Source organism: Nocardia sp. NPDC004415 (assembly GCF_053602435.1).
The window spans coordinates 127,931-144,548 of record NZ_JBSGDP010000005.1; the positions used below are offsets into that span (position 1 = coordinate 127,931).

A 16,618-nucleotide genomic window follows, 5' to 3' on the forward strand; every position below is an offset into this window, starting at 1 on the left:
GGTTGCCTAGGATCGACGAATGCGAAACGAGGGTGCGGCGGGCCTGGCGACACTGCTCGCCCTGGCCGACTCGCGCCTGCCCATCGGCGGGCACGTGCACTCCGGTGGGGTCGAGGAGGCGGTGTCGGCGGGGTTGCTGCGTGACGCGGCGAGTGTCGAGGTGTACCTGCGGCGCCGGATCGCGACCTCCGGTCTGGTGAGCGCCTCGCTCGCCGCCGCGGTCTGCGCGGGCACGCTCGCCCCGGAACGGGCCGAACTCGAAGCCGACGCGCGGACCCCGTCACCCGCTGCCCGCGCGGCCTCCCGCGCGCAGGGGCGCGGTCTGCTGCGGCTGGCCAAACAGCTCTGGCCGCAGCATGATTGGCTGCCCGCGGGGGTGCGGCCACATCTGTCGACGGTGTTCGGCATGGTCGGCGCCGCCTGCGGGGCCGACCCGCGCGAGCTGGCGGGCGTGGTCGTCTACACCACCCTCACCGGCGCCGCGACCGCCGCCCAGCGGCTGCTCGCCCTCGATCCGGCCGCCGTCGCGGCGGGCACGATGCGGCTGGCGCCGCTGTGCGACCGGATCGCCGCCGAGGCCGCCGCGGAACTCGCCGCGCTGTCGGATCCACTGCAGGACGCGCTGGCCGAACGTCATCTGCTGCGCGACATGCCCCTGTTCGCCTCGTAACCACCCATCCAGAACGGAGAACCACCCATGCCGCCCCATCTGATCGACGGCGAACCGCACGACCACAGCCATGACCGGCCCAAGCGCGACCGCGCCACCGGTGAGGCGCTGCGTATCGGCATCGGCGGCCCGGTCGGCTCCGGCAAGACCGCGCTGGTCGCCGCGCTGTGCAGGCAGCTGCGCGACGAACTGTCCCTCGCGGTGCTGACCAACGACATCTACACCACCGAGGACGCCGACTTCCTGCGCCGTCACGCGGTGCTGCCCGACGAGCGCATCACCGCCGTGCAGACCGGCGGCTGCCCGCACACCGCCATCCGCGACGACATCACCGCCAACCTCGACGCCATCGACGACCTGGTCGCGGCCAACCCGCCGCTGGACCTGATCCTGGTCGAATCCGGTGGCGACAACCTCACCGCCACCTTCTCCTCCGGCCTGATCGACGCGCAGATCTTCGTCGTCGACGTGGCGGGCGGGGACAAGGTGCCGCGCAAGGGCGGCCCCGGCGTCACCTTCTCGGACCTGCTGGTGGTCAACAAGACCGACCTCGCCCCGCTGGTCGGCGCGGACCTGGGTGTGATGGAACGCGACGCCGCCAAGGTGCGCGAAGGCCGCCCGACCGCGCTGATCTCGCTGACCGACGACCCGGCCGCCACCCCGGTGCTGGCCTGGGTGCGCGAGCAGCTGCGCGCCGCCGCCGAGCAGGACGCGGCCGCCGGCGTTGCGCACTGAACTGAGCATCGTCGCCGCACCGGGCAGACTGCCGCGCATCGACGCGGGCGGCGGTCTGGCCGGGCGGCACACCGGCACCGACACGGTGCATCTGATCGGCACCGCCGCCACCCCGCTGGGCGGGGACGAACTCGACATCCGGATCGTGGTGCTGCCCGGTGCGCGCCTGGTGGTCCGCTCGGTGGCCGCCACCATCGCCCTGCCGAGCATCCGCACCCCGGAATCGGTGGCGCACTGGTACTTCGAGGTCGGGGCCGGTGCCGAACTGGATTTCGATCCGGAACCGACCATCGTGGCCGGTGGCGCCCGGCATCACGCGATGACCACCGTGCGGCTGGCACCGGAGGCGCGCCTGCGGTTGCGCGAGCGAGTCCAGCTCGGCCGCAGCGGCGAGGACGGCGGCGCCTGGCGCGGCGACCTGTGCGCCGATCTCGGCGACATCCCGCTGCTGCGGCACCGCCTGGAACTGGGCGCGGACACGGGCACCGACGACCGGCTCAGCGCGCCGCGCGCCCTGGACAGCGAACTGCTCTACCCCGACGACCGGCCCGCCTGGGCGGGCAGCATCGACGCGGTGCGCCTCCCACTGGCCGCCGGCGGCTCGCTGGCCACCCGCACGAGTGCCCGCCTGCACGCGGACGCACCCGGCGGCGCGGTGTCCGTCGCACATCCGAGTGTCACCTCGGCGTGAGAACGGCAACGGCGGTGGGAACCGGCTCGCACACCCCGGTTCCCACCGCCGTAGCTCGTTCTAGGCGCTGACGAGTTCCGCGTCGCTGTCCACCGCGTCGGGCGCGGCGGCCCGGGGCGGAGCGAGGAACCCGTTCGCCGCGCCCACCGCGGCACCGACACCGGCACCGACCACGGTGATCGGCACCGAGACCGCCATGTAGGCGGCCATACCACCCAGGATCGGGCCCGCGACCAGGCCGATCGGCAGGAACGGGATGCCGGCGACCAGCCCGGCCACCGCGCCGCCCGTGCTCGCCATCATCGCGAACGGGATGGCCACCGTCGAGCCGACCGCCGCACCCCGGGCCGCGGAACCGAGGGTTTCCGAGGCGATCCGGTCCGAGCGGCTGCGCTCGAGCCCGACCGAGTCGAGGAACGTCGCCAGGTTGGCCTCGGTGGTGGCGGCGGCGTCGTTGATCTGGATCGAGGTGTCGACCGGCACGAAGTCCGGCACCGGGACCAGTTGGTCACCGAAGCGGAACTGGCCGGGCGGCGGCAGGATCGGCGGCACCGGCGCGACCGCGGTGGGCGCGTGCAGCGTGCCCACCGGGGACAGGTAATCGGTCTCCGGGCCGGACCGCGACCACTGCAGCGAGCTGCGTGTGTTCTCCGGCATCTGCTGTCCCACGAACGGGGTGGCATTGGGCGCCACCGCGTCGAACTCCGGCGCGGCCGGATGCTCGGGCTGGGTCACCGCCGCCTGCGCGGGATCGGCGTTCGCGGTGCCCGTGCCGATCAGGGCCATGACCAGGGGGACCGCTCCGGCCGCGACAACCGAACCCACTCGCTGTCGCTGCGCGCTCGGCGCCCTGTGTTTCCCCGTCGCCATAGATCACCTTTCATCCTGGGGATTGGTCACACATATGACGTCCGGCATTCGGACCGGTGCCGGACCCGGATGGGTCCGAAACACCGGCGTGCCGCAATCCTGGTGTGCTGAAAGGTAACCGGAAGGGAGTGGGAGCTAGCCGACCTCGCGCCGGCCCGGCCCCTTGCCACCGACGCCCGCGGTCGGTTCACCGAGGTCGGCGGCCAATTGTCTGGCCTCCGCCCGGTCGGCATTGACCTCTTCGATCGCCAGCCGCGCGAACACCCACTGCTCGGTGGCCGCCATCTGACCGCGGTTGCGGCCCAGGAACGAGACGAACCAGCCGATCACGGTGACGATGCGGCTGCGGTAGCCGACCAGGTAGTACAGGTGCAGCGCGAGCCAGGCCAGCCACGCGAGGAACCCGCTGAACTCGAGCTTGCCGATCTGGCAGACGGCGTCGAAGCGCGAGATCGTCGCCATCGAGCCCTTGTTGAAGTACTTGAACGGCTTGCGATCGGCGGGCGCCTCGCCCTTGAGCCCGGCCTTGATGGCCTTGGCCGCGTAGGTGGACCCCTGGATGGCGCCCTGCGCCTGCCCGGGGACGCCCGGCACCGACATGAGGTCACCGACCACGAAGACGTTCGGATGCCCCTTGACCGTGAGGTCGGGCTCCACGACGACCCGGCCCGCCCGGTCCACCTCGGTGCCCTCGGAGCGCTCGGCGATCATCTTGCCCAGCGGGCTGGCCTGCACACCGGCCGACCACACCTTGCAGGTGGCCTCGATCCGGCGGGTGCTGCCGTCGGCGTCCTTGACCACCACGCCGTGCGCGTCGACATCGGTGACCATGGCGTTGAGCTGGATCTCCACGCCCATCTTCTCCAGCCGCTTGGCGGCCTTGGCGCCCAGCTTGGGCCCCATCGGGCCGAGCACCGCGCCCGCGCCCTCGAGCAGGATGACGCGCGCGTCGCGGGGATCGATGGTGCGGAAGGTGCCGTCGAGCGTGCGATCGGCGAGTTCGGCGATCTGTCCGGCCAGTTCGACACCGGTCGGGCCCGCGCCGACCACGATGAAGGTGAGCAGCCGGTCGCGTTCCTCCTGCGTGGTCGCCAGTTCGGCCTGCTCGAACGAGCCGAGGATGCGCGCGCGCAGCTCGAGCGCGTCGTCGATGGTCTTCATGCCGGGCGCGTAGGTGGCGAACTGGTCGTTGCCGAAGTACGACTGCTGGGCGCCGGTGGCGACGATCAGGCTGTCGTAGGGCGTGACGGTGTCGCGGTTGAGCAGCCGCGAGGTGACCTGCTTGTTCGCCAGGTCGACGTCGATGACATCGCCCAGCAGCACCTGCGCGTTCTTCTGCTTGCGCAGCACCAGCCGGGTGGCCGGGGCGATCTCGCCGGTGGACAGGATGCCGGTGGCGACCTGGTAGAGCAGCGGCTGGAACAGGTGCGTGGAGGTCTTGGAAATGAGAGTGACGTCCACGTCGGCCCGGCGCAGGTGCCTGGTGCCGAACAGGCCGCCGAACCCGGACCCGATCACCACCACGTGGTGGCGGCGCTTCCCGACAGACTGAGTGCTCATCGTCCTGCTCCTCGACAGACTGGGGCGGCGTTCACTGCGTTCGCAAGATCGACAATACGGGACCGGCCCGATCAGCGACCGGCAAGCAGGAGTTCGGCCACCTTGGTGTCGGTCTCGGCGCCCTCGGTGTACCCGCCCTCGGAGCCGAGCGAGTTCATGATGGCCAGGGTGTAGCGTTCGCCGTCGCCGGCGACGCCCACGGAGTTGACCACCCAGCCGTCGGCCTCGGCCGACCAGCCGTTCTTCAGGCCCGGCCGCATCCGCGAACCCGCGCCCCACACGCCCCAGTGCTGGTTGGAGTCCACCGAGCGCATGCGGTCCAGCAGGTAGGCCAGGTCGTCGGGGTGCATGGTGTCGAGGATGGTGTTCATCAGCCGGTCCAGGTCGGCGGCGGTGCACTTCTGGAACGACCAGTCCGGGAACAGCGCCGAATTGGTGGGCTGCGGGATCAGCGAGACCATGCCGTAGGAGCGGAAGGCGTTGTTGTAGGCCATCCGGTCGAAGCCGATGTACTTGTTCCAGAGGATGTCGGCGGCCTGGTCGTTGGAGGTGGCCAGCATCGATTCCAGGTTGGTGCGGTCCTCGGGGGACAGGCCGATGGCGCCGACGCGGGCCCGGTTGAGCAGGTCGGCGGCGATGGCCAGCTTGATGGTGGACGCGGTCCACACCTGGTTCTCGGCGTGCTCGTTGGCGTAGAGGCCGCCGGTGCGCCGGTCGCGCAGCACGTAGCCGACCACGCCGGGACGACCCGCCAGGTAGGCGTCGACGCGGGCGATCCGCGCGCTCATGTCGGCGTCGAAGCCGGAGACCTGGGTCAGCGCGGGAGGCGCGGCCTGGGCCGGGGAGGTCAGGACGGGCACGCCCGGGGTGAGGACGGCCGCGGCGGCGAGAAGACAGGCGGTAGCTGCGACCCGGGAAACGACGCGGGTGGCGGGGGAACGGTCACGCACGAGAGACCACCCTGGCACACCCGGCGCCCGAAAGCACTACCCGCGACGAAATCCGATGTGTGACAGTCCCGTTGCGTCGCGTGAGTGCGGCTCAGTGATGCGCGGCGTGCGGGGTGGCGATGGTGCAGCCGTTGAGCCGGTGGCAGTGTTCGAAAGCCTCGCTGTGCCGGTTCGACGGCCAGGAATGCAGCACCTGATCGGCCCCGAAACTGCGGGAGTTGATCAGTTCCCAGCGGTCGCCTGCCCGCCGGACGACGAACCCGGCGCGGGGTACCAAGGGGATTACCTGCGCGATCATGAACCGAACCAGCCTTTCGCCCGCGGCCGAACTGTCCCACCCGAACCGCCACGATCCCACGCCCGTCCGGTGCCGCCGCGCAGGCACGACGCGAACGCGTTGTGGTGTGGCGCATTTCACTGACCCCTTGCGGTGGTGGCCCGGGCCCGCACGATTGCGCGTCGGTCGCTGGGCGTATAAACAACGGATGCCGCTGCACCTCCATCGCGCCGAACGCGCCGACGCGCTGGCCGACGGACTGGGGCGGATCCTGACCCGCGCGCCCGCCGACCCGTTCACCCCCGAGGTGGTCGCGGTCCCGGCCAAAGGCGTGGAGCGCTGGCTCGCACAGCGGCTGTCCGGCGTGCTCGGTGTGGCGGGCACCGGTGACGGCATCGCCGCCAATATCGCCTTCCCGGCCCCGGCCGCGCTGGTGGCCGAAGTGCTCGCGGCGGCGAGCGGGGTGGCGCCGGAGGACGATCCGTGGGCAGGCCAGCGGCTGGTGTGGACGCTGCTCGGGGTCCTGGACGAGGTCGTCGAGCAGCCGTGGGCGGCGGTGGTGGCGCGTCATCTCGGGTTGCCCGGGGCCGGCTACCGGATCGGCCGCCGCTATGCCACGGCCGCGCACCTGGCGACCCTGTTCGACTCGTATGCCGCGCAGCGCCCGTCGCTGCTGCTGGACTGGGCGGCCGGTCGCGACACCGACGGCGCGGGCAATCCGGTCCCCGCCGACCTGTCCTGGCAGCCGCCGCTGTGGCGGGCCCTGCGCACCGCGGTCGGGGCGCCGGGTCCCGCCGAACGACTCGCCGACGCCTGCGCCCGGCTGCGCGCCGAACCCGGCGCGGTCGACCTGCCCGACCGCCTGTCGGTCTTCGGCCTGACCCGCCTGCCCGCCGACCAGCTCGCGGTGTTGACCGCGCTGGCCGAACACCGCGAGGTCCACCTGTGGCTGGCCCATCCCAGCCCCGCCCTGTGGACGGCACTGTCCGGGTCCGCCCGTGCGGATACCCCGTCCGAGCTGCCCTGCGCCGTGGCGCCGCCCCGCGCGCTGGACGATTCCGCCGACGCCGTCGCCCACCCCCTGCTCGCGGGACTGGCCAGGGACGTGCGGGAACTCCAGCAGCGCTTGCATCCGGTGCTGCACAGCGATGTTCACCTGCCGGGTGCCGACTCGGCCCCGGGCCTGCTCGGCGCGGTGCAGACCGCGCTCCGGCAGGACCGGGCACCGGTGTCCGGTGCCGGGGCCGACGGCAGCGTCGAGGTGCACGCCTGCCACGGACCGGCCCGGCAGGTGGAGGTGCTGCGCGACCTGCTGCTGGCGGCGTTCGCGGCCGATCCGGCGCTGGAGCCGCGCGATGTGCTGATCATGTGCCCGGATGTCGAGGCGTTCGCGCCGCTGGTGCGGGCCGCGTTCGGCCAGCGCGGCGCCGGGGCCGTGGATGTGCCGAGCGAAGGCGAGCATCCCGCCCACCAGTTGCGGGTGCGGCTGGCCGATCGCGGCCGCGCGGTGACGAACCCGATGCTGGCCGTGGTGCTCGAGCTGCTCGACCTCGCCGACGGTCGCGTCACTGTGACGCAGGTGCTGGACCTGGCGGCGAGCGAAACCGTGCGCCGCCGCTGCGGTTTCGACGACGACGACATCGAGCGCCTGCGCGAATGGGCCGCCGAGTCGGGCGCGCGGTGGGGCGTGGGCCAGCGTCAGCGCGAGGCGTTCGGCCTGGCCGACTTCGCGCAGAACACCCTCAACGCCGCGGTGGACCGCATCCTGCTCGGCGTCACCGCCGACGAATCCGGCGACGACTGGCTGGATCTGGCGCTGCCGCTCGACGATGTCGACTCCAACGACGTCGACCTGGCCGGGCGCTTCGCCGAATTCGTCGACCGGCTCGCGGTGTGCCTGCGCGATCTGCGCGGACCCCGGCCCGCCACCGAGTGGACCGCGGTGCTGCTGCGCGCGGTCGAACTGCTCACCGATGTGCCCGACGCGCAGTCCTGGATCCGCACCGAGGCACGCCGCGAGATCGTCGCCGCCACCGAACACGCGGGCGCCACACCGCTGCGACTGGCCGACGTGGCGGTCCTGCTCACCGGTCGCCTGGCGGGCGGACCCGGGCGCGCCAACTTCCGCACCGGCGAACTCACCGTGTGCACGCTGGTCCCGATGCGCTCGGTCCCGCACCGCGTGGTGGTGCTGCTCGGCCTCGACGACGACGTCTTCCCGCGCCCCGGCACCGTCGACGGCGACGACCTGCTCGCCCGCGACCCACTGCTCGGCGAACGCGACGCCCGCAGCGAGGACCGCCAGCTGCTGCTCGACGCCGTGCTGGCCGCCGGCGAGCGACTGCTGGTGCTGCACACCGGCGCCGACCCCGTCACCGGTGCGCCGCGCCCGCCCGCGGTCCCGGTCGCCGAACTCCTCGACGTGCTCGCCGCCCATGTGGGCCCGGACGCCATGTCCGCCGTCCATATCCGGCACCCGCTGCAATCCTTCGACCGGCGCAACTTCGCACCGGAGCATCCGCGCAGCTTCGACACCGTCGCCCTGGCCGGTGCCCGCGCCGCCGCCCGGCCGCCGCGGCCGCGACCCCCGCTGCTCACCGAACCCCTGCCGCCACTGCCACCCGCCGACGTGGCACTCACCGAACTGATCGCCTTCGCCGAGCACCCGATCCGCGCGTTCCTGTGGCAGCGGCTGGGCCTGCGCGTCCCGGAGGAATCCGAGGACATCGCCGACCAGCTGCCGATCGAACTCGACGGCCTGGCCAAGTGGGATCTGGGCGAACGCATGCTCACCGCCCGCCTCACCGGCGCCGACCCGGCGGCCCTGCGCGCGGCCGAATGGCGCCGCGGCACCCTGCCGCCCTTCGCCTTCGGCGCGAAGGTGCTCGACGAGGTGGAGGGCACGGTCGACACCCTGGTCCGCACCGCGCTGCCCGACTACGAGGCCGCCCCGCGCGCGGTCGACATCGCCGTGGACCTCGGCAACGGCCGCACCCTGTCCGGCACCGTGCCCGAGGTGCGCGGCGAGACCCTGGTGCGCACCACCTTCTCCCGGCTGGCGCCGAAACACCGGCTGGCGGCGTGGGTCTCGCTGCTGGCTCTGGCCGCCACCGAGGACCGGTCCTGGCGGGCGATCAGCACCGGGCGCGGGCAGTTCCGCAGCAGGCCGGTCACCCGGTCGGTGCTCGTCGCTCCGGAACCGCCCGCGGCGCTGGCGATCCTGCGCGATCTGGTGCGGCTGCGCGAGGAGGGACTGTGCGAACCGCTGCCGGTGGCCCCGGCCGCCACCGCCGCCTACGCCGAACGGCGGGTGCGCGGTGACAGCATCGCCGACGCCCTGCTCGCCGCCGAACACGCCTTCGACGGCGGCCCCAACGGCCCCGACAAATTCGGCGACCACACCGACCGCTACCTGCGCTACGTCTGGGGCCGCGCACCCCGCTTCGACCGCTTCGCCGCCGACGCCGCGCGGCCCGGCGAGCCGGAGAGCACCCGGTTCGGCGCGCTGGCCCGCCGCTGGTGGGCGCCGCTGCTGACCGCCGAGACCCTGGGGCAGCCATGACCGGAACCCTGTCCGCCCCCGCCGCTTTCGACGCCACCGGCCCGCTGCCCGAGGGCACCACCGTGCTCGAGGCCAGCGCGGGCACCGGCAAGACCCACGCCATCGTCGGGCTGGCCGTGCGCTACGTCGCCGAGACCGGGACCGCGATCACCGAACTGCTGCTGGTGACCTTCAGCCGCGCCGCCACCCAGGAGCTGCGCGAACGCACCAGGGAACGGTTCGTCACCGTGGCCGCCGCCCTGGCCGACCCGGACGGCGCCCGCGCCCACCCCGACGACCTCGTCCGCGCCCTGGCCGCCACCGACCCGGCCACCCTGCGCCTGCGCAGGCACCGATTGCTCACCGCCCTGGCCGATTTCGACGCGGGCACCATCGCCACCACGCACTCGTTCTGTCAGCGGATGCTCGACGAACTCGGCCTGGCGGGCGAACACGATCCCGGCGCGCGCCTGGTGGAATCGGTCGACGAACTCGTCGCCACCGTCGCCGACGACCTGTACCTGGCCCGCTACGCCCGCGACCGCGCACCCTTCACACTGCGCGAGGCCCGCACCCTGGCGCTGGCCGCGGTGCACGACCGGCACGCCGAGCTGGCTCCGCGCACCGACGGCGCGGCGGGGGAGCGGGTCGCCTTCGCCACGGCCGTGCGCGCGGAGACCGAGCGCCGCAAACGCCGGGCGGGCCTGCGCGATTTCGACGATCTGCTGGTATTGCTGCACGAGGTGCTCGCCGATCCCGAGCACGGGCCACGGGCCAGGGCCCGCATCCGGCAGCGGTACCGGGTCGCCCTCGTCGACGAGTTCCAGGACACCGATCCGCTGCAATGGGACATCCTGCGGCTGGCCTTTCACGAACACGCTACGCTGGTCCTGGTCGGCGATCCGAAACAGGCCATCTACGCCTTCCGCGGCGCGGAGGTGCTCAGCTACCTCGATGCCGTCGCCTTGGCCGGGCATCGCAGCGAACTCACCCGCAACTGGCGCAGCGACGCGGGCCTGCTGCGCGCGCTCGACCACCTGTGCGGCGGCGCCGAACTCGGCCACCCGGAGATCAGTGTCTACCCGGTGACCCCCACCCGGCCCGCCACCCGGCTGCACGGCGAGGCCGAGGTCATCACCCCGCTGCGCCTGCGGGTGCTGCCGCGCACCGGCGCGGGCCCGCGCAACCGGTCGGGGTTCCCCTCGGTCGGCAGGCAGCGGGCGAAGGTGGCCGACGATCTGGCCGCCGACCTGGTGACACTGCTCGAATCGGGCGCCATGATCGAGGCCAAACCCGAACGCGGCGTGGATCATCCGCTCACCGAGGTCGGCGACGGCCGGGTGCGCAGACCGGTCGGTCCCGGTGACATCGCCGTGCTGGTGCGCACCCGGACCCAGATCGACGTGGTGCGCGCCGCGCTCGACCGCGTCGGCGTGGCCTCGGTGCTGGCCGGTGGCACCAGCGTGTTCGCGACCGCGGCCGCCACCGACTGGCTGTGGGTGCTGCGGGCGCTGGAACAGCCGCACCGCGGCGACCGCGTCCGACTGGCCGCGTGCACGCCGATCCTGGGATGCACCGCCGCCGAGATCGATGCCGGGGGCGCGGATCTGGTCGGTCGGGTGTCCACCCAGCTGCGCGAGGCCGCCCGGCTGTTCGCGCGCGCCGGATTCGCGGCCGTGTTCGACAAACTGGCCACCGACACCGATCTCGCGCCCCGGCTGCTGGCCGTGCTCAACGGCGAGCGCGAGCTCACCGACCTGCGCCACCTCGCGCAACTGCTCGACGAGGTGGCCGTCGCCGAGGGACTCGGGCTCACCGCGCTCACCCGCTGGCTGGCCGACCGCGTCCGCGACCCGGAGGCGGGCAGTGTCAGCGGACGCAGCCGCAGGCTCGATCGCGACGCGGCGGCGGTCCAGATCGCCACCGTGCACGCGAGCAAGGGACTCGAATTCCCCATCGTCTATCTGCCGTTCGCGTGGGACAGCGCCAAGAACCCGTATCCGGCGACGCTGCTGTTCCACGACGACAACGGCACCCGCGTCCTCGATATCGGCGGCAAGGAGGCACCCGGCTACGGTGAGCGTCAATTGCGCTGTGAGGCCGAGGAATCCGGGGAGGAACTGCGGCTGCTGTATGTCGCGCTGACCCGGGCCATGTGCCAGGTCGTGGCCTGGTGGGCACCGGCGGTCACCACCGCGGCGGCCCCGCTGCACCGGATGATCCTGGGCAGGCGCCCCGGATCGGCGCAGGTGCCGCGCCGCGCCGACATCCCCGCCGACGCCGCCGCGATCGAGCGCCTCACCGAGTGGGCGGCCCCGGCGGGCGAGGCCATCTCGGTCACCGCCGTCGACCGGCCCGAGGACGTGGCACCGCGCCGCGTCCGCACCGAACTGCCGACCGGGGAACTCGCCGCCGCCGCGTTCACCCGCACCCTCGACCAGCAGTGGCGCCGCACCTCCTACTCCGCGCTCACCGCGGGCGCGCACGACCTGGCCGGCGTGGGCGCGAGTGAACCGGAGGACGGTCCCGGCCCCGACGACGAACCCACCGACGCCCCCCTGGACACGCTCACCGACAGCACCGCCGCGCCGTCGCTGATGAACGCGCTGCCCTACGGCGCCGAATTCGGCACCCTGGTGCACGGCGTGCTCGAACTGGTCGACACCTCCGCCCCCGACCTCGCCGCCGAGGTCCACGCGCAGTGCGTGGCGGCCGTCGAGCACACGATGGCCGAACTCGAGGTCGACGTGCTGGCCACCGCCCTGCTCGAAGTCCTGCGCACCCCGGCCGATTTCGGCTCGCTGGCCGCCGTCGCCACCCGCGACCGCCTGTGCGAACTGGAATTCGAGCTCCCGCTCGGCGGCGGCGACACCCCCGGCGCGGGCGCGGCCACGATGCACGCGATCGCGGCCCTGCTGCGCGCCCACCTGCCCGAAGGCGACGACCTGCACGGCTACGCCGACCACCTCGCCGCCCTGCCCGACACGGTGCTGCGCGGCTATCTCACCGGCAGCATCGACGCCGTCCTGCGCGTGCCCGACGACGCGGGCGAACACCGCTACCTGATCGTCGACTACAAGACCAACCGCCTCGGCACCGGCGATCTCACCGTCGAGCACTACCGCCGCGAGCACATGCTGGCCGAGATGATCCGCTCCCAGTACCCGCTGCAGGCGCTGCTCTACGCCGTGGCGCTGCACCGCTACCTGCGCTGGCGGCTGCCCGGCTACGACCCGGCCCGCCACCTCGGCGGGGCACGCTACCTGTTCGTGCGCGGCATGATCGGCGCGGCGACCCCGCCGGGACACGGCGTCTTCGACTGGTATCCGCCCGCGTCCCTGGTGGTGGCGCTGTCGGATCTGCTGGCGGGCGGGGAAGGCCGATGACCTCGATCCAGGTGGCGCAGCGCGGAACCGGGCTGCTGCGGGTGTTCAACGAGGCAGGCATCCTGTCCGCGGCGGATGTCCACGTCGCCGTGCGGCTGGGCCGGATGGGCCGCGAGGACAGCGAGGACGCGCTGTTCGCGGCGGCGCTGGCGGTGCGCGCGGTGCGGTCCGGGTCGGTGTGCCTGGAGCTGGCGCGGATGCGGGAGATCGGCGTCGACGCCGACGAAACCCGCGACACCGCACCGGGAATCGACCTGGCCACGCTGCCCTGGCCCGACGAGGAGCGAGTGTTGACCGCCCTGCGCGGGAGTCCGCTGCTGACCGGCGGACAAGCCGGGCCGCTGCGTCCGCTGCGGCTGGTGGAAGCCGACGCCGAGGGTGGCGCGCTGCTCTATCTCGACCGGTACTACCAGCAGGAACAGACCCTGCGGCGAGTGCTGGTCGAACGCGGCGCCGACCATCCGGTGATCGACACCGCCCTCGTCCGCGCCGAACTCGACCGGCTCTTCGCCGACCCGCTCGGCGTGGGTCCCGACCGGCAGCGGCTGGCCGCGGCCCTGGCCGCCACCCACTGGACCACCGTGGTCGCCGGTGGGCCGGGCACCGGCAAGACCCACACCATCGCGCGCATTCTCGCCCTGCTCACCGCGCACCGGCGCGCCACGCCGAAACTGCCCGCGCTGCGCGTCGCGCTGGCCGCGCCCACCGGCAAGGCGGCGGCGCGCTTGCAGGAGGCGGTCCGTGAACAGGCCGCGGAGCTGGGCCTGCCCGAGCTCACCGCGTCGACCCTGCACCGGCTGCTCGGCTGGCAGCGCGGCCGCACCACGAGATTCCGCCACCACGAACACAATCGGCTGCCCTACGACGTGGTGGTGGTCGACGAGACCTCGATGGTGTCGCTGACCATGATGAGTCACCTGTTCTCCGCGCTGCGCCCCGACACCCGGCTGGTCCTGGTCGGCGACCCCGACCAGCTCGCCTCCGTCGACGCGGGCGCGGTGCTGGCCGACCTGGTCGCCGGGCCGGTCGGCAGCACGCCGAATCCGGCGCTGGCCGAACTGCTCGGGCCGGGGGTGACCGGGTCCGGCGACGGGCGATCGTCCGCGGGCGGCTCCGCGTCCGGTGACAGGCCGGTCGATGCCGTGGAGCGAGGTGGTGCGGTGGTGGATACCGCTGGGCCACACGGTGATCCGGAATCGCTGAGCGCGCTCGAACAGCGCCGGTTGCGGGGCGGGATCGTGCGGCTGACCAGGGGACGGCGCTTCGGAGGAGCGATCGCCGACCTGGCGGTCGCGGTGCGCGCGGGCGACGCGGACGCGGCGCTGGCCATTCTGCGCGCGGGCGGCGCCGACGTGTCGTTCTGCGCCCCCGACGACACCGCGGCGGTGCGCGCCGACGTCACCGCGGCGGCCCTCGCCGTCACCGCGGCGGCGGAAGCGGGCGACGCGGTGGGCGCGCTCACCGCACTGGAATCGCACCGGCTGCTCTGCGCGCACCGGCAGGGCCCGTTCGGCGTGGAACGCTGGGACCGGCTGGCCGCCGACTGGGCCGCCGCCGGGGGCGCGGGACCCGAAGGGGCACAGGCGGTCTGGTATCCCGGACAGCCGCTGCTGGTCACCGCCAACGATCACGAGGCCCGCATCTACAACGGCGACACCGGCGTGATCATCCGGCGTCCCGACGGTTCGCTGCGCGCCGCCCTCCAGCGCGGCAGCGAACCGTACCTGGTGCACCCCACCCAGTTCCCGGCGGTGGTCACCGTTTTCGCGATGACCATCCACCGCAGCCAGGGCAGCCAGTACGACACCGTCTCGGTGGTGCTGCCCGAACCCGAATCCACCCTGCTCACCAGGGAACTGCTCTACACCGCCATCACCAGGGCGCGCAGCCACGTGCGCATCATCGGCACCGAGGAATCCATTCGCGCCGCGATCGGGCGCCGGGTGCTCCGGGCCAGTGGCCTGTCCCGGAGCACCGGCGGCTGATCAGCGCGCCGTACTGCGCGAGAAGTTCCACGCCCACCACGGCTCGCTGTCCAGATCGGCCAGGATCGGGGTCTCGATGTCGGTGCGCAGCGGGTCGGGAAGCTCGCGCAGCGCTGGCAGCACATCGGGGGAGAGCTGACGCAGGTAGACCGTGTCGAGCCGTTCGCCGTCCTGCCAGCGGGCGATATTGCGGTCGGCGACGAACCCTTCCGGGTTCACCACGGCCAGCGCGATGAGCGTGCCGAGCGCGGTCCCCACCGCCGCGCGCGAGACCCAGCTCCAGCGCAGCCGCGCGATCGCCACCAGCACGAGCACATAGACCAGACCCACCCACAGCTCGCACAACTGCACCAGCAGCCGCAGCACGGTGAACCCGTAGGCCTGCTGATAGGTCCACATCCGGCCCAGCGCCGACCCCACGATGACCAGGGTCAGCACGCTCAACGCGCTCAGCAGCACCCGCAGCCAGCGCCGATCGGCCGCGGAGTCCTGCGCCGACCAGTGCAGCACCGCGAAGATCACGCCCAGGGTCAGGATGCTCACCGCCGACAGCTGCCAGAAGCCGCTGCGCGCGTACTGGGCATAGGTGAGCCCGGCGGTCCGCTGCACATAGTCGTCACCGCCGAACAGCGCCACGAACTGCGCGCCGACGAACGCACCGAACAACACCACCAGCGCACCCACCGGCAGCACCCACTCCCCGCGCGACCACAACCGCCGCGGCCGCGCCGCCGCCGTGGCCGCCTCGGGCGGACCGGCCAGCAGATACAGCGCACCCAGCGCCCCCGCACCGACCGCCCCGAACAGCAGGATCCACTGCCACGCCGACGCACCGTCCACCTCGGGCACCAGCCCGCTCAACAGCCCCGCGAAGGTGGCGTCGGCCCCACCGAGCAGCGGCACGAACACCACGAGCAACGCCGCCGTCGCCGCCACCGACACCCCGTAGCGCTGCCAACCGGCCTTCGCCGGCCTCGCCTGCGCCGCCCGGACCCCGGAGAACGCCCACGGCACGGCCCCGAACACGGCCAACGGCACCGCGAGCATGTCGTACACCGTTCCCCGCGCACTCCGCCGCCCCAACACGGCCAGCGACCCGGCGACCACCGCCCCCAACACGCACAACACGAACAACCACCCGGCGGCCCGCACCGCCCCGACCCCCAGCAACACCAACGCCGCCGCGGCCCACCACACCCGATCCCGCCACCCGGGCCGAACCGCTCCACTCACCGGCCCGCCCGTCAGCGACCCCGGCATGCCGGGCGCCACCGCCGTCAGGGGGAGTGCCGGATCGGTCGCCGGTCGTTTCTCGTCGGGGCCGGTGCCACCGGCGGGATCGCCTTCGACGGCCGAATCCTTGTCCGGGACCGGACCGGCGGAGGCGTCGACGGCTTTCGTCGGGAGCGAGGTGCCCGTGGTGTCGGCGACCGCGCGGTCGGGCTTCGTCGCGGCTGATGTGCCGGTCGGGGTGACCGACGCGCCGGTCGGCTGGGGTGCGGTGGGTTTCGGGTCCGACGGGGCGGGCGTCGACGGCGCGCTGTCGGTCGCGGGGCGGGTCCTGGCCCGGTGGTCGACCGCGCACAGGGCCGCGGTGACGGCGGCGCCGGTGACGAGCCAGCCGATGCCGGGGCGGTCCATCGGGAGGACGGAGGCGCCGACGATCCCGGCGAGGGCGGCGGCGGGGAGGACACCCGCGGGCCGCGCCACCCGCTGCCACCGTGCCGGAACCCGCGGCATCGGCGGCGGTGGAGGCGGCATCGGCGGCATGGACGTGCTCGATTGCCATTGCGCCGCCCGCAATTGGGCCACCCCACTGGTCCGCACCTCCGCCGCCGCCGTCGACCAGCCCGCGGTGGAGGAGTCCGGGGCGTCGAGCACCGCGGTGGCCGTCCCCACCGAACCCGCGCTCGCAGCCTCCGCCGAGCCGCCCTCCGGCGCTGTCGGGCCGCC

General features: G+C 73.4%; 11 protein-coding genes. 6 read left to right on the forward strand and 5 right to left on the reverse strand.

Going from position 1 to position 16,618, the window contains the following annotated elements; all coding sequences use genetic code 11:
- The first annotated feature begins 19 nt into the window (after nt 1-19).
- From ACWEMY_RS04200 to ACWEMY_RS04210, 3 genes are read left to right on the forward strand one after another with little or no spacing between them, the layout of a single operon-like run.
- Nucleotides 20-670 carry an urease accessory protein UreF gene (locus ACWEMY_RS04200; protein ID WP_375928407.1) on the forward strand — a complete coding sequence of 217 codons (651 nt, stop codon included), beginning with the start codon at nt 20-22 and terminating at the stop codon, nt 668-670.
- A gap of 27 nt (nt 671-697) precedes the next feature.
- Nucleotides 698-1,405: an urease accessory protein UreG gene (gene ureG, locus ACWEMY_RS04205; protein ID WP_452388813.1), complete on the forward strand. Its 708-nt coding sequence runs from the start codon at nt 698-700 to the stop codon at nt 1,403-1,405.
- Nucleotides 1,395-2,096, forward strand: a complete 702-nt coding sequence (locus ACWEMY_RS04210) for an urease accessory protein UreD (protein WP_452388814.1) — start codon at nt 1,395-1,397, stop codon at nt 2,094-2,096. The genes ureG and ACWEMY_RS04210 overlap by 11 nt, the downstream gene beginning before the upstream one ends.
- A gap of 60 nt (nt 2,097-2,156) precedes the next feature.
- Here the strand turns inward: ACWEMY_RS04210 and ACWEMY_RS04215 are convergent, their stop codons facing one another.
- From ACWEMY_RS04215 to ACWEMY_RS04230, 4 genes are all read right to left on the reverse strand, one after another.
- Complete coding sequence (locus ACWEMY_RS04215; RefSeq protein ID WP_452388815.1) at nt 2,157-2,921, reverse strand: hypothetical protein; 765 nt, start codon at nt 2,919-2,921, stop codon at nt 2,157-2,159.
- 180 nt (nt 2,922-3,101) lie between these two features.
- Complete coding sequence (locus tag ACWEMY_RS04220) at nt 3,102-4,526, reverse strand: NAD(P)/FAD-dependent oxidoreductase (protein ID WP_375928400.1); 1,425 nt, start codon at nt 4,524-4,526, stop codon at nt 3,102-3,104.
- A 71-nt stretch (nt 4,527-4,597) separates the two neighbouring features.
- Complete coding sequence (locus ACWEMY_RS04225; RefSeq protein ID WP_375935228.1) at nt 4,598-5,314, reverse strand: serine hydrolase; 717 nt, start codon at nt 5,312-5,314, stop codon at nt 4,598-4,600.
- Between the two features lie 253 nt (nt 5,315-5,567).
- The gene (locus ACWEMY_RS04230) at nt 5,568-5,774 is read right to left on the reverse strand and encodes a hypothetical protein (protein ID WP_452388816.1); all 207 of its coding nucleotides are present in this window, start codon (nt 5,772-5,774) and stop codon (nt 5,568-5,570) included.
- 187 nt (nt 5,775-5,961) lie between these two features.
- On the opposite strand from ACWEMY_RS04230, the gene recC reads away from it, so the two are divergent.
- From recC to ACWEMY_RS04245, 3 genes are read left to right on the forward strand one after another with little or no spacing between them, the layout of a single operon-like run.
- Nucleotides 5,962-9,315: an exodeoxyribonuclease V subunit gamma gene (recC, locus tag ACWEMY_RS04235; RefSeq protein ID WP_452388817.1), complete on the forward strand. Its 3,354-nt coding sequence runs from the start codon at nt 5,962-5,964 to the stop codon at nt 9,313-9,315.
- Entirely contained in the window at nt 9,312-12,680 is a 3,369-nt protein-coding gene (locus ACWEMY_RS04240; protein WP_452388818.1) for a UvrD-helicase domain-containing protein, read from the forward strand. Before recC ends, ACWEMY_RS04240 begins: the two co-directional genes overlap by 4 nt.
- Nucleotides 12,677-14,665 carry an AAA family ATPase gene (locus ACWEMY_RS04245; RefSeq protein WP_452388819.1) on the forward strand — a complete coding sequence of 663 codons (1,989 nt, stop codon included), beginning with the start codon at nt 12,677-12,679 and terminating at the stop codon, nt 14,663-14,665. Before ACWEMY_RS04240 ends, ACWEMY_RS04245 begins: the two co-directional genes overlap by 4 nt.
- Here the strand turns inward: ACWEMY_RS04245 and ACWEMY_RS04250 are convergent, their stop codons facing one another.
- Complete coding sequence (locus ACWEMY_RS04250; RefSeq protein WP_452388820.1) at nt 14,666-16,564, reverse strand: DUF4153 domain-containing protein; 1,899 nt, start codon at nt 16,562-16,564, stop codon at nt 14,666-14,668.
- Between the last annotated feature and the right edge of the window lie 54 nt (nt 16,565-16,618).

Bases quoted from the DNA above. Each gene is read 5' to 3' on its own strand.
- recC (WP_452388817.1), top strand. From the start codon at position 5,962: ATGCCGCTGCACCTCCATCGCGCCGAACGCGCCGACGCGCTGGCCGAC.
- ACWEMY_RS04220 (WP_375928400.1), bottom strand. From the start codon at position 4,526: ATGAGCACTCAGTCTGTCGGGAAGCGCCGCCACCACGTGGTGGTGATC.
- ACWEMY_RS04225 (WP_375935228.1), bottom strand. From the start codon at position 5,314: ATGAGCGCGCGGATCGCCCGCGTCGACGCCTACCTGGCGGGTCGTCCC.
- ACWEMY_RS04200 (WP_375928407.1), top strand. From the start codon at position 20: ATGCGAAACGAGGGTGCGGCGGGCCTGGCGACACTGCTCGCCCTGGCC.
- ureG (WP_452388813.1), top strand. From the start codon at position 698: ATGCCGCCCCATCTGATCGACGGCGAACCGCACGACCACAGCCATGAC.
- ACWEMY_RS04245 (WP_452388819.1), top strand. From the start codon at position 12,677: ATGACCTCGATCCAGGTGGCGCAGCGCGGAACCGGGCTGCTGCGGGTG.
- ACWEMY_RS04240 (WP_452388818.1), top strand. From the start codon at position 9,312: ATGACCGGAACCCTGTCCGCCCCCGCCGCTTTCGACGCCACCGGCCCG.
- ACWEMY_RS04230 (WP_452388816.1), bottom strand. From the start codon at position 5,774: ATGATCGCGCAGGTAATCCCCTTGGTACCCCGCGCCGGGTTCGTCGTC.